At 34.2% G+C, this 13,868-nt stretch carries 9 protein-coding genes; 3 read left to right on the top strand and 6 right to left on the bottom strand.

Annotated features, from left to right (window positions below):
- The first annotated feature begins 20 nt into the window (after nucleotides 1-20).
- The 3 genes from FF52_RS13175 to FF52_RS13165 all read left to right on the top strand — a co-directional run bounded on the left by FF52_RS13175 (nucleotide 21) and on the right by FF52_RS13165 (nucleotide 5,124).
- Nucleotides 21-1,973 carry a PKD domain-containing protein gene (locus FF52_RS13175; protein WP_008466164.1) on the top strand — a complete coding sequence of 651 codons (1,953 nt, stop codon included), beginning with the start codon at nucleotides 21-23 and terminating at the stop codon, nucleotides 1,971-1,973.
- A 141-nt stretch (nucleotides 1,974-2,114) separates the two neighbouring features.
- The gene (locus FF52_RS13170; RefSeq protein WP_008466161.1) at nucleotides 2,115-4,742 is read left to right on the top strand and encodes a CHAT domain-containing protein; all 2,628 of its coding nucleotides are present in this window, start codon (nucleotides 2,115-2,117) and stop codon (nucleotides 4,740-4,742) included.
- Nucleotides 4,687-5,124: a retropepsin-like aspartic protease gene (locus FF52_RS13165; protein WP_008466159.1), complete on the top strand. Its 438-nt coding sequence runs from the start codon at nucleotides 4,687-4,689 to the stop codon at nucleotides 5,122-5,124. Before FF52_RS13170 ends, FF52_RS13165 begins: the two co-directional genes overlap by 56 nt.
- A gap of 68 nt (nucleotides 5,125-5,192) precedes the next feature.
- Here the strand turns inward: FF52_RS13165 and FF52_RS13160 are convergent, their stop codons facing one another.
- From FF52_RS13160 to FF52_RS13135, 6 genes are all read right to left on the bottom strand, one after another.
- The gene (locus tag FF52_RS13160; protein ID WP_008466157.1) at nucleotides 5,193-6,443 is read right to left on the bottom strand and encodes a TCR/Tet family MFS transporter; all 1,251 of its coding nucleotides are present in this window, start codon (nucleotides 6,441-6,443) and stop codon (nucleotides 5,193-5,195) included.
- A gap of 333 nt (nucleotides 6,444-6,776) precedes the next feature.
- Entirely contained in the window at nucleotides 6,777-9,953 is a 3,177-nt protein-coding gene (locus tag FF52_RS13155; RefSeq protein ID WP_008466156.1) for an efflux RND transporter permease subunit, read from the bottom strand.
- Between the two features lie 91 nt (nucleotides 9,954-10,044).
- On the bottom strand, nucleotides 10,045-11,112 hold the full coding sequence (locus tag FF52_RS13150) for an efflux RND transporter periplasmic adaptor subunit (RefSeq protein ID WP_008466154.1): 1,068 nt from the start codon (nucleotides 11,110-11,112) through the stop codon (nucleotides 10,045-10,047).
- Between the two features lie 12 nt (nucleotides 11,113-11,124).
- Nucleotides 11,125-12,456 (bottom strand): TolC family protein, encoded by a 1,332-nt coding sequence (locus FF52_RS13145; protein ID WP_008466153.1) that lies wholly within the window; start codon nucleotides 12,454-12,456, stop codon nucleotides 11,125-11,127.
- 88 nt (nucleotides 12,457-12,544) lie between these two features.
- The gene (locus FF52_RS13140; RefSeq protein WP_008466151.1) at nucleotides 12,545-13,144 is read right to left on the bottom strand and encodes a TetR/AcrR family transcriptional regulator; all 600 of its coding nucleotides are present in this window, start codon (nucleotides 13,142-13,144) and stop codon (nucleotides 12,545-12,547) included.
- Between the two features lie 107 nt (nucleotides 13,145-13,251).
- A complete protein-coding gene (locus FF52_RS13135; RefSeq protein WP_008466148.1) occupies nucleotides 13,252-13,773 on the bottom strand; it encodes a YceI family protein in 522 nt (173 codons plus the stop codon).
- Nucleotides 13,774-13,868 lie beyond the last annotated feature (95 nt).

The following is a 13,868-nucleotide window of genomic DNA, read 5'->3' as shown; positions in this document are numbered from 1 at the left end:
AACCTCAAAACTATCTAGTTATGAAACCACAACTGTCTATTTTCTTTATTCTATTTTCTATTTTTTCAATAGGACAAACCAAAGTGAAAGACACCATAACACGAAGAGCCAATATAGGTTTTATTCAAAACGGAAATCAGGTTAGTTTTAAGCCAGAAACTCCGCCTTTGATTCCGATTGCGGGTGCGCCAAAACCAAGTTATTCTTATTTATGGGAATTAGGAGACGGCCATTACAGCAAAGAAGCCGAACCTAAACATGTTTATAAAAACAAAGGAACTTACACGGCAAGACTTGCTGTAACGAATAATTATGACAACGGAAAACCTCCGGCAACTCGCCCAAAGAAAGTGGCCATAAACGATATTACAGACACCAATTATAAAGACATTGCTTCTATTGCCGATCAGAATGGTTTTGCAATTATTAAAAACTGTGATCCAATTCCAGAACAAGAAATGGTAGTTGTGGTAAGTTATCAGAATCTTGAAAATTATGTTTCTAGCGGAAAGCTTTATTTATTTTATAATGAAAAGCAATTCAAACACCATAATTTCGAATTAAGTGATTTCAGAACGTATGCGGGCGAACGTGAAGTGAAAGAAAATCTTGTTGCTTCGACTGATGATTTAAATGACTCGAATACTTTTTTGGCTTCCGCCGAAGGGACTTCCAAAATCAAAAAATATAGAAATACCACAACTGAAGAAGATTTGGAAGCTTCACTTTCAGATGCCAATAAAACCTATCACAATGTTTCTATTTTAGAATTTGATGATGCGAATCCGGGAGAAACTCGAAATGTTTTTTACACTTTCAAAACAACTCCCGAAATGATAAAAGATACCAGTGCAACAGTAACCATGCGAGGAATTTTTGTCCCGAATAGAAGTTATAAAAACCATAAAGTGAAAAATCTGGAAATGGAAATTGTAACTTCTCACGATCCAAACAAAATGGGTTCTAACGGAAGTTTCATGAATTACAGATTAGTGCGTTTCAAACGAGTAAATTTTAAAACCCGTTTTCAGAATAATGGTGAAGGTCCTGCAAGAAAGATCCGTTTGGAAACCGATGTTCCCGACATGTTTGACAAAAAAACTTTTCAGATTGAAAGCATGTATCCCGAATGTCCGATTTGTCCAAAAGGTGAAGAGCCAACCGTAAGCTGTCTCGATACGATTATCAAACAGAAACAAATCATTTTTACTTTTAAAAACATTTATCTTCCTGGAAGCGAACAGAAAAATGTACATGAAAAAGATTCTACAAAAGGTTTTGTTAAATATTCCATGAAGTTTGGTGAAGATTTTCATAAGGTAAAAACCAAAAGCCGAACCGCAATTATTTTTGATAAAAACGAACCCATAATTACCAACTATGCCACTACCAGATTCCTTCCTGGAATTTCGATTGGCGCCAAAGCAGGTTATAATTTTTATCCCGATTTAGATAAATCGACGAGCTATTTTGTGGGCGCGACGCTTTCGCCTTTTAAATCGTATCGTTTTTATTGGCAGGTAGAATGGGAAAATGCTTTAAACCAATATGACAGCAAAGTAAACGTTTCGGAAGAATTTAATACAAATGCCAACGGAACCAGACAATTGGTACGCACCACAACTGCCACTGAAAATAAAAATATCAATTGGGAAATTCCTGTTTTAATTCGATATAATATCAATAACTACATTGGAGTTGGAGCGGGAATTCAGGCGAATGTAAATGTATATTCAGAACAGAATCAAACGATCACGGTCGATACTTTTGAAGGCGATAAAGAAAACTTTTTGATCAGTTCGACAACAAGTTCTAATACGATAAAAAACAATTTCTCAGGCTTTAAAACAGGGCTTTTATTTGACTTAACAGCTGGTTTTGCTAGAATCGGACCTAGTTTGGGCGCGCGCTATGTGATTAATTTTGAACAGAATTTTAATTATTTTCAAGTGTATGGAATTTGGAAGTTTTAGAGGTTATACCGCAGAGATGCACAAAGGTTACGCAGAGATACGCAAAGAATATTTTGCCACGAATTTCACTAATTTCCACTAATTTAAGTAATACTGTTTTGAGTTTCGATTTGTTGAAATTCGTGGCAAAAACAATATAATATGAACTTACATCACTTATATGGTTTCATCTTTCTTTTCCTGTGTCTGAATGTTTTTGGGCAAAGTCAGGAGGATAAAATCTATAATGCTGTTGATAGTTTTACCGCAAATCCTTCCGCGAAAGCGTTGCAGAATTTAAAAAACATTGAAAGTGATTTCTGGAAAAGTGTCAAGATCAAAACCAAAGATGAATTGTTGGCAATTGTCATTTTAAATTGCAATAAAGCTTATTATGAAAATCAGTTTGGACAGAATTTAGATGCGGTAAAAAGCTACGAAAAAGCTTGGATGATTTATCAGAAAAACAAACTTAAAAATTATGATATAATTGAATTCTGCCTGAAACCTTTGGGCAATTTATATACCGTTTTGGGCGATTATGAAAATGCCGAAAATACGATAAAACAATATTATTTTATTGCCAGCCAGGAGAAAAACAAGAGCCAAAAAACGGCCGCCATTCTTAATCTTTCAAATGTTTATCAAAATACTGGTAACGTTTATAAAGCAATAGAATTGATTGAAAAAACAATCCAGACCGAAAAACTTTCTGCTGTTGAAAAAGGTCTATTATTGAATAATTTGGGAACAAACTATGTTTTATCTTCTAAAAAGGCTGAAGCTGAAACTTCATTTTTGAAAGCGGTTTCTCTTTTAAAAAATGACAAATCGCAAACCGAAACTTTAGCAAATGCATATCGAAATCTGGCTCAGTTAAAAGTAGATCAAAACGATTTTAAAAAAGCTTCTGAATTTTTCGAAAAGGCGAAAACTGAATTCAATAAAAATCCGAAACGGGAACCTCGAAAAATAGGGCAATTTTATTATGAAGCCGCTTTTATTTCTTTTTCTGAAGGCAATATTGTTGATGCTCAGCAAAATCTAGAAATCGTTTTTAAAACACTTCTTCCTAATTATTCGGCTTCAAAAATTAGACTTCCGAATGGGAATTCGCTTTACGCGGAAACGGTCTTATTAGATGCTTTAGATTTGCAGGCCTTAATTTATTTAGCCGAAAATCAGCCGAAAAATGCCTTGAAAAGTTATGAGCTTTCTTTTAAAATCGAAGAAATGATTCAGTCGCTTTTGGTTTATGAAAATTCTAAAATTATAACACAAGTACGAAACAGAAACAGAACAGAAAAATGCATTGAAATTTATCTTTCATTATTCGAAAGGGAACGAAAAATGAATTATATCGAAAGTGCTTTTCTATTGTCTGAACAAACAAAATCGGTTGTTTTAAAAAAGCATCTTAAAAATATTGAAACGATTTCGAGAGAAGAAAAACTGATTTTGCAACAGCTTCAAAATTGGAATACCGCCATTTTGAAAGAACAGCAAAAATTAGAAGCGGCTAATATTTCTAAAATCAATGAAGCCGTCAAAAAACAGAATGAATTGATGCTGCTTTTGAAAACAAAGCAAAACAAAACCGATCAGAAAAAGAGTGCTGAATTGGACTTGGCTAAATTATACGTCAAACTGAAAAAAGACAATGCGGTATTACTGGAATATTTTTTTGGAAGTCATTGCATCTATAATTTCATTCTCGAAAACAAAAAAATCACACTGCACAAAATTGAAACAGCTGATAAGGAATTGCTTTCATTCATTGACTTTTTTAAAGATCCATCTGCAATTGCCAACAATCCTAAAAAGTATAATGCACTTGGAAATAAAATCTATCAGAAACTTCAAATTCCAAAAGTTGAAAAACATAAAAATTTGATTCTTGTTCCAGATGGAATTCTGTCTTTTCTGCCTTTTGAAGCTTTAATAAGCGAAACCTCAAACACAACCAATTTTACAAAAATGCATTATCTGCTGGATAAGTTTGATGTTTCTTATAACAATTCTGCAGAATTATATTTGAACACAAATCCGCTTTCAAATGGCAAAAAGAATATTTTAGGTCTTTTTCCAATTTTCGAAAAAACCAATTACGAACTTCCTTTTTCGAAAAATGAATTGCAATCTATAAAACATAATTTTGACGGACAGTTTTTTGAGAATAAAAATGCTGATTTCTCAAACTTTAAAAACAGCGCAATAGGAAAATCGATTATACATCTCAGCACACATGCCTCTTCGGGCGATCTGGAAACTCCGGCAAGCATCAAATTCTACGATCAAGAAGTTTTATTTTCTGAATTGTATAATTTACAGCTCAATCCTGATTTGGTGGTTCTGAGCGCTTGTGAAACCGGAATTGGAAAACTGTATAAAGGCGAAGGTGCTCTTAGCGTAGCAAGAGGTTTTCAGTTTGCGGGAGCACAAAATCTATTATTTTCTTTGTGGAATGTAAACGATTATACAACTTCTGTTTTCATGGATTATTTTTATAAAGAGGTAAAACATAATTCGTCTTTTGCACAGGCAACGGCAAATGCAAAAAGGGAGTTTTTAAAAGATGAAAACGTTCCAAATGCAAAAAAGTCACCTTATTATTGGAGTGCTTTTGTGTATTATGGCACTCTTGAAAAGCCTGAAAAGCAACCCAATTATATGTTGTATATCATTAGTTTTTTGGCGATAATTGGCTTATTTTTGGTTTTCAATCATTACAGGAATGGAAAATCTTCACCAAATTCTCAAAATAGAGAAGTACAAAAAAATAAAGTTTAAAATCACCAAAACCCAGCATTTGCAGATAAAAGCCAAAATAAACGGCATTTCTGGAAATTTCATTTTAGACACTGGCGCATCCAATACCTGCGTAGGCTTTGAGTGTATTGAACGCTTCGAACTTTCTGCTAAGAACTCTAAAACAAAAGCTTCTGGAGCAGGCGGAACTGGAATGACAACACAGATTTCGTCTCAAAATAAATTGCAGTTAGGAAGCTGGAAAAGCAAAGATTTCAGCATCGTAATTTTTGATCTTTCGCACGTAAATGAGGCTTTAGAATCTTTTAAAGCAAAAGCTGTTCATGGCATTATTGGCGCTGACGTACTATTGGAAGGAAAAGCGATTATTGACTATTTTAATCATTATTTGTATTTGAAATAGAAATTCCAATCAAAAAAAATCCAAATTCCAAATAAAAAAGTCTTCATTAAAATGAAGACTTTTTAGCTTTATACTATTTCTTGATTATTAATTTCTATTTTCGGAACCGCATGTTTTTTCAACGAAAAATAAGCTACAACTGTACTCAACAACATTAAAACTCCTCCTAAAATAAAAGGCGCTCCAGCAAATTTAAACGGCGCATCGTCGTGCGTGAAAAAATAAAATGTATTGGCCATCATTGGCGGACCAATAATTGAAGAAGCACTCATTAAACTGGTTAAAGTTCCTTGAATTTCTCCTTGTTCGCTTGGTGCTACTTTACTTGCTACAACAGATTGCAATGCTGGACCAGCAATTCCGCCAAGGCAATACGGAATTAAAAACACAAATATCATCCAGCTTTCTGTTGCAAAAGCAAATAATAGCATTCCGATTGTATATAAAGCTAAACCAATGTAAATGCTTTTCTCATTTCCGATTTTTGGATTGATGTAACGAACCAATCCTCCTTGAACCACTCCGACTAATAAACCGATTATTCCCAATGAAATTCCGATCATTCTTTCGTCCCAATTAAATTGATAGATGGTGAAGAAACTCCAATTGCTTTGCACCGCATGAGAACCCACATATAGTAAAAAAATGGCAACAATTAATCCGATTAATGTTGGGTGTTTTCTTAATCCTAAAATAGCTCCGATTGGATTGGCACGTTTCCAATCGAATGGTCTGCGGTTTTCTTTTTTAAGTGATTCAGGTAAAATGAAAAATCCATAAAGGAAATTCAGCATACACAAAACTGCGGCTGCGTAAAAAGGAACTCTAGAGCCATATTGACCTAAAAGTCCGCCAATAACTGGTCCGATTATAAATCCTAATCCGAAAGCGGCGCCTACTAATCCGAAGTTTTTAGCTCTGTTTTCAGCCGTACTAACATCGGCAATATAAGCGGAAGCAGTTGTAATACTCGCGCCTGTTATACCCGCGATAATTCTTCCAACAAAAAGCCAGATAATAGTTGGCGAAAATGCCAATAAAAGATAGTCTAAAGAAAATCCGAAAAGGGAAATTAAGATAATTGGTCTTCTTCCAAATTTATCACTTAAATTTCCAATAACGGGAGCAAATACAAACTGTGTTATCGCATATGCGAAAGTCAACCAACCGCCAATTTTTGCAGCTTCGCTGATGTCTCCGTGAATCAATTCTTCGATTAATTTTGGTATTACAGGAATAATAATTCCCCATCCTGTAATGTCTATTAACATGGTTATAAAAATAAAACCAATTGCTGCTGACTTATCTTTTTGTAGCATAATAATTTTTGTAAGGTGATGCAAATAAACGAAAAAGCTGACATTTTTTTATATCATCTTTTTAATTCACAATGAAAAAAATCTAAAATTCCGATTTGAAGGACTTAGTATTGAATTATTAAAATTGGTACATTTTTTCACGCAGATTTAAAAAAATTTAAGCAGATACACGCTGATCTTTTCCAATTAATCTGATAAAATCTATTGAATCTGCGTGAAATATTTAAAAGAATCAATCAAAAAAATCCCAAATTCCAATTGAAGGAATCTGGGATTTTTCATTGTGAAATTCCGAATTCGGGCTCGGAATTTCACTATCAAAAATTAAAACTATTAATGAGTATGTTTAGGATTAAAACCGTCTTCGCTTAATTCAGTATGCACATAATCGGCATGCATTTCAGCTTCATAGTCGATTTTTTCTCCTTTAGAGAACTTACGAATAATTTTCTCCATAATATCATAGATAACTGGTACAACGATCAAAGTAAGGAATAATGATGAAATCAAACCTCCGATGATTACCCATGCTAATCCGTTTTTCCATTCAGCTCCTGCTCCAGATGCCAATGCAATCGGGAACATACCAAACACCATCGCAATTGTCGTCATCAAGATCGGACGTAAACGAGCGTGGTTTGCCTGAATCAAGGCATTTCTGATAGATTCTCCAGCCGCTCTACGCTGATTGGTATAATCCACAAGCATGATCGCATTCTTACACACCAGACCGATCAACATAATTACCCCCAAGATGGTAAAGATATTTAAAGTATTATTAGTTAATGCCAGTGCAAATAAAACCCCAATGAACGAAAGCGGGATAGCAAATAATACGACAAACGGGTGAACGAAACTATCATATAATCCAACCATTACAAGGTAAACCAAAATAATAGCGGCTAATAATGCGATTCCTAAAGTACCAAATCCTTCCGATTGGTTTTCTTGGTCACCACCCCAGATATAGTTAACTCCGGTTGGTTTTTGCAATTTATCTAATTTTGCCTGCCATTGCTGAACAATTGTTCCCGCTGGCACCCCAACGTTCTGACCTTGGACAGTTACAGAAGCAGTTTTATCTCTACGCTCTAATTTACTTGGTCCAGAACCTTCTGTAATTGTCGCGAATTGGTTTAATTTAATCTGCTGACCAGCATTGTTGATGAAAATCAAATTACTAACGTCTGTGATGTTTTTTCTATCAAATTCGTTGTATTTAATATTGATGTCATACTCGTATTCACCAGCTCTAAATTTACCGTCTGTGTTACCACTGTAAGCAGTCTGCATAGTTAAACCAACTGTTTGAAGTGTTAATCCTAACGCAGCCATTTTATCTCTGTCAACTTGAACGTTGATCTCAGGGTTTCCGTCCTCAACTGTTAATTTAATCTCAGTTGTTCCAGGAATTGTACGCAATTCAGCTTCGGCAAGTTTAGCAAATTTCATGGCACTTTCTACGTTTGGACCAGTTACGATCAAACCTAAAGTAGCATCTTCAGCAGTACCTAAGATACCTACAGGAACTGTTTTTACTTTTGCTCCAACTAAAACTTTTTCCAATTTACGTTTCACTTTTGCAGCGTATACGTTGGCGTCATCTGTACGATCTTTTTGATCGATCATTTTAACGTCAATCTCTGCTTTGTAAGCTGTTGCTTGAGCTGCTCCTAAACCTTCACTGGTTTGACCAACTGTTGTAATCTGGCTGAAAACATATTTCTCTCCTTTTAAGAAAGCTTCTGCTTTTTGCGTCATAAAGTTTGTCTGCTCTAATGAAGCATCTTTTGGCATCTCAATTTGAACCAAGAACTCTCCACTATCAGATGATGCAAAGAACTCTCCTCCAATGTATCCGCCTCCCATTAACCAGAAGATCGTTCCAAAGAACATTACCACAATGGCAACCATTGTTTTAATATAGTGATCTAAACACCAGTTTAATAAGTTCGATACCCAGTCAGTAAAACGAGTTAAGTAGCTTTCAAATCCAAGGATAATTCTTCCGAAAAGATTTTTACCTTCAATATGCTCCAATTTTCCGAAACGTGATGATAACCATGGAATAATTGTAAATGAAGCCAATAATGAGAACATTGTAGAAATAATTACCGTAACACAGAATTGTGTAATAATGTTTGACACTAATCCTGTACTCATTGCAATCGGTAAGAACACCACAACAATTACTAAAGTAATCGAAGTTACGGTTGCACCGATTTCGGCTGTTCCATCATAAGCGGCACGAATTCGGCTTTTACCCATCTCCATGTGTCGGTAAATGTTTTCCAATACCACAATCGCGTCATCCACAAGGATACCAACTACAAGAGATAAACCAAGTAAAGACATTAAGTTAAGCGTGTAACCTAATAAATAGATTCCGATAAATGTAGCAATCAAAGACGCTGGAATAGATACCATTACGATCAATGAGTTTCTAATACTGTGCAAGAAGAACAACATTACGAATGCTACCAGAATAACCGCAATTAACAAGTCATGTACAACAGAATCTGCAGCTTCAAGAGTAAATACAGTACTATCTTTTGCTACTTCTAATTTTAATTGAGCCGATTTATAATCATTCTCTAAAGTTTTAATTGTTTTAATCAACTGCTCACTTACCGCAACGGCATTCGCATCTGATTGTTTTACAATTTGAAGTACAATCGCGCTTCTTTGATCTACACGCGCAATTTTCTCTGCAATTTTTTGAGTATCCTGAACATCTGCAATTTCTCCTAAACGAATTTGGATTCCGTTTTGAGAAGAAACTACTAAGTTTCTCAATTCTTCAACACTTTTATATTTACCCGCTAAACGGATTAAGATTTTTTGGTTACGAGTCTGGATGTTACCTGTAGGGAAATCCAAATTTGAACTCAAAATGGTCTGCTGCACTTGCGGAACAGAAAGTCCGTAACCTTGCATTTTTACTGCGTCAAGGTTTACCTGAATCTCACGCTCTTGACCACCAATAATGTTTACCTGAGCAACCCCTTGCACACGAGATAAAACTGGAGCAATCTTTTTATCAATCAAATCGTAGAAAGCTGCTTCATCCATTTTACCATTCGCACCAAGCGTCATAATTGGTAAATCACTCAAAGAGAATTTAGTCAATGATGGTGGATCTGCATCATCTGGAAGATCACTTAAAATGGCATTAATTTTACGCTGAGCATCGTTCATCGAAATATCAACATTCGCATTTGAAGTCAATGTGATCGATACAATCGAAAGACTCTCGTAAGATTTCGAGTCAATTTTCTTGATATTTTCCAAAGACGCAATCGCATCTTCAATTTTCTTTGTTACTGTATTTTCAACCTCACTTGGAGAAGCTCCAGGATAAACAGTTGAAACCGTAATTACGTTGGTTTCGAATTTTGGGATCAGCTCGTAGCCTAATTGGCTGTAACTGAACAATCCACCTAGTGTCAGAATCGTAAACAATACAATTACTAACGACGGACGTTTTATGGATATTTCGGCTAATTTCATATATTTTTTCTTTATGCTTTAAGCTGTAGGCAGTAGGCTTTAAGCTTTTAAATTTCTTATAGCCTATCGCTTAATGCTTATAACCAAATAATTATTTAATAATTTCTACTGTATTTCCGTCTTGTAGGTTGATTTGACCTGTAACAATTACAGTTTCTCCGTCATTTAAACCGCTGATGATTTCAACTTTATCTCCTAAAATTCTTCCAGCAACTACTTTTCTTAATTTAGCAACACCGTTTTCTACAACAAAGATTTCGTTACTGCTCACACTACCAACAAATGCATTTCTAGGAACTACTTTTAAGTTTTGTTTTTGGTTTGTAGAACCGAAAGTTGCAGTTCCGTACATACCTGCTTTTAAGTCATTGCTTGCATTGTTTGTAATTTCAATTTCAACAGGGAAATTTAAAGATGCATCTGCTTTTGCAGCGATGAAAGTAATTTTTCCTGAGAAAGTTTTGTCAGGATAAACGCTAGCAGTAATATTTACTGTGCTTCCTAATTTTAAGCTTGCTACTTGAGTTTCGTTTACAGTAACATTCAATTTTAATTTAGAAACATTTACGATGTCAAATAAGGCTGTTGCTGGCATTCCAGCTAAAATAGAACCTGGTTCAATATATTTTTTGTTGATATATCCGTTAATTGGCGCTTTTACTCTTGTATCTCCAACATTGATTTTTGCTTGAGTATAATTAGATTGAGCGTTAGTCAAAGCCAATTTTGCCTGATCTAATTGCTGTTTTGTAACACCGCCAGTTTTAAAAGCGTTTTCATATCTAGCATAATCAGATTTTGCATTTTGGTAAGCTGCTTCAGCTGCCTGAGCATTTACGTTGATAACGTCTCCTCTCACTGTTAAAAGAGTTTGTCCTACTTTTACATAGTCACCTTCTTTTACTAAAACACTAATTACTTTTCCAGATTTTTCAGCAGAGAAAGTCAATTCCTGAATTGGCACAAAGTTTCCATTAGCAGTAAAAGCCAAATTAACATCTTCTGTTTTTACTGTTGCTACTTTTACAGAAACTGCTGCGTTTTTTTCTGCTACAATTGCAGTTTTCGCTTCGTTTTCTGCTTTGTTCTTATTTAAAATGTAGCTCACTCCAAAAAAAGCTACAATTATGATTACGACTGTTATAATTATTTTCTTCATTGTAATAATTTGTTATTTAGTAAGAGATTTAAGTTCGCCTTTCGATTTGATTAGAGATATTTCGGCAATTTTATAATTTAAAACCGCTCTTGTAAAGTTATTTTGAGCTTCAAGTGATGCGTTTTCTGCGTCTAGCAAATCGGTTAAAGATGCTAAACCTTGAAGGTAATTATTTTTAGTATTGCTTAGAATTTCTAACGCTAAACGCATATTCTCTCTCTGATTTTCAATTGTTACAAGATTATTATTAATCTGTGTCATTGCATTTCTATAATCTAAATCAAGAGAAAGTTTAGTGTCTTTAATATCTTCCTGAAGTTCTCTGATTTGAACATCGGCTTGTCTAACTTTTGCACGTGTTCCAAAACCTGTAAAGATTGGCACGTGTAAGTTTAAAGCAATAGCTGAGAAATCTGACCAATACACACCTTTTTCTGGTTTTGCAAACCAAGGCATTTCAGGTCCTTGTCCGATATAATTGTAACCTGCAGATAATGAAAGTGTAGGATAATAACCTGCTTCAACAGCTTTTTTATTGAATACTAAAAGTTCTTCTTGTTTTTTCAAAAGCAAATATTCTGTTCTGTTTTCAATATTTGGCTCTTGTGTTAAAGCAGCTGGCACAACTTCAAATTCTTCTTTTGGCATCACGATTTGAGTTTCTATAGGCATACCCATGTAAAACTTCAATGCATTTTCCTGTAACTCGATTTGATTTTTAACCTGCTGACGATCTGTATCAATGTTAGACAGTTTTACGATAATACGGTCTAAATCAATTTTTTTAGCCAAACCGTTATTAAACTGCCCTTGAACAATATCACGAACTTTTTGTGTATTTACATAGTTGCTATCTAAAAGGATAAGTCTTTCTCTTTGCACATAAACTGAATAATAGTTATTTGCAACTCTCTCAATAACTTGTTCTTCAGTTAACTGATCATTTATTTGGTAAAACTCACGAGTCGTTTTTGCTGCTCTTAAACCTGTAAAAACAGACTGATCAAATAATGCCTGAGTCAAAGAAATCCCTGCAGTTGATGTCCATTTTTGGCCAAATGCTGCCTGAATCGTAGTTCCTGGCGCGCCAAATGCAGCTCCATCAATAACTGTTGTCTGAATTACCGGATTATATGTTAAATTCCCGTTTGCACTAATTTGCGGTAAGGCTCTCGAACGTATTTCCTGAATCTGATACTCACTATTTTCTACCTGAAGTTTTGCTTTTTTAGCATCGGCCTTATTTTGAAGCGCATAATTGACCGCGTCTTTCAGGGTTAAAGTGGTTTGTGCGTTGACAGAGAAGCCAATGGTGCACAAAAATATAAGAAGGATTCTTTTCATAAGTAGTTAAATATTTATTTTTAAATTTTGAGATAGTATCGTCATTTTCCGTCCTCGTTCAGAATAATGACGATTGAATATATTTGGATTAATTATTTATTCTTTTTAGCTGTTTTTCTAATTCTTCGACTCCTTTTTCAGTAGCCATTGCACGAGTATGATATTCTAATGCCTCAAGCTCGATTCTTTGTGCTTCGCTTTCAGAAACCGTATTTTCGTTTATATGAAAAACTAGTGTATAGTAAAACTTAACATAAACCTCCACATTCAAATCACTTCTGTAAAGCCCTTCGCGAATTCCTTTTTCGATGTTATCTCTAAAACACTGTGTACACTGATCGATTTCAAAAGAAAGGATATTTTGGTAAATCTCAGGGTAATGTTTTTTTAACTGATAAATTGGAGACGTGTCTGTATTATTTTTAAACATGTCGCGGAACATTTCTCTGATCTCAAAATTCTCATGAATAGCATTATAATTCTTCGCTATAATGGTATCCATAATTTCGTGAACTTGTCTATGAACCATTGAGGTACTTTCTTCAATCAAAACTTCCTTATTGCAGAAATATTTGTAAATCGTTTTTTTTGAAATACACATTTCACCTGCAATATCATCCATCGTAACACTCTTAAAACCAAGCTTCAAAAATAATTCACTTGCTTTTGCTATAATCTTCTCTTTCATTTTAAATTCTCGATTGCATCACAAATATACTTTGGAAACTAAAATTAAAAAAATAGTTTCCTTATTATTTGTAATAATTTTACATCAAATTATTGATTTGGTAAGATTTATATGCTAAATTCTAAATTTGCTATAAGTTTAATATCTTTACCTAAAGCACCTCCCGAAGCATGGTTGAAAGAACTGTAATCTAAACCAAAGTCCTCACGTTTGATATTTCCTTTGATTTCAAAAGCTACTTTCTTTTCTCCATTATAAATATTTTCTCCTAGAAATTCAGCGTCTAATTCAACTACTCTAGTGATATCTTTTATAGTTAAATCTCCTTTGAAAAAATTGATGTTCTGATTTACTTTTTGAAACGATGTCGATTTGAAACTGATGATCGGATGCTCATCTTCTTCAAAAAAATCCTGAAGCTGTAAATAAGCATCTATAGATTGGAAACTTTCATTTTTGTTATTGATGTCTAATGAGAATTCGACAGAAGCATCTTCAATTTCATTATCTTCAATATTCACATACCCATCAAATTTATTTGCATCTCCTCCCAAATAAGCAGTTCTTGATCGTCTCATTTTCAATAAAACATCTGACTGGCTAGAATCTAAGGTCCATTTTGTTTTCATAAATAATTGATTTAATTGATTTTACGAATCATTAAAACTTTTCATGGAAACTTTTATAGTGTTTTCGGTTTCCATTTTATCGCTACAAATATAGA

The sequence above is a fragment of the Flavobacterium sp. F52 genome, assembly GCF_000278705.1.
Classification (GTDB): Bacteria; Bacteroidota; Bacteroidia; order Flavobacteriales; family Flavobacteriaceae; genus Flavobacterium; species Flavobacterium anhuiense.
This window is presented reverse-complemented; position numbering and strand designations above follow the sequence as displayed.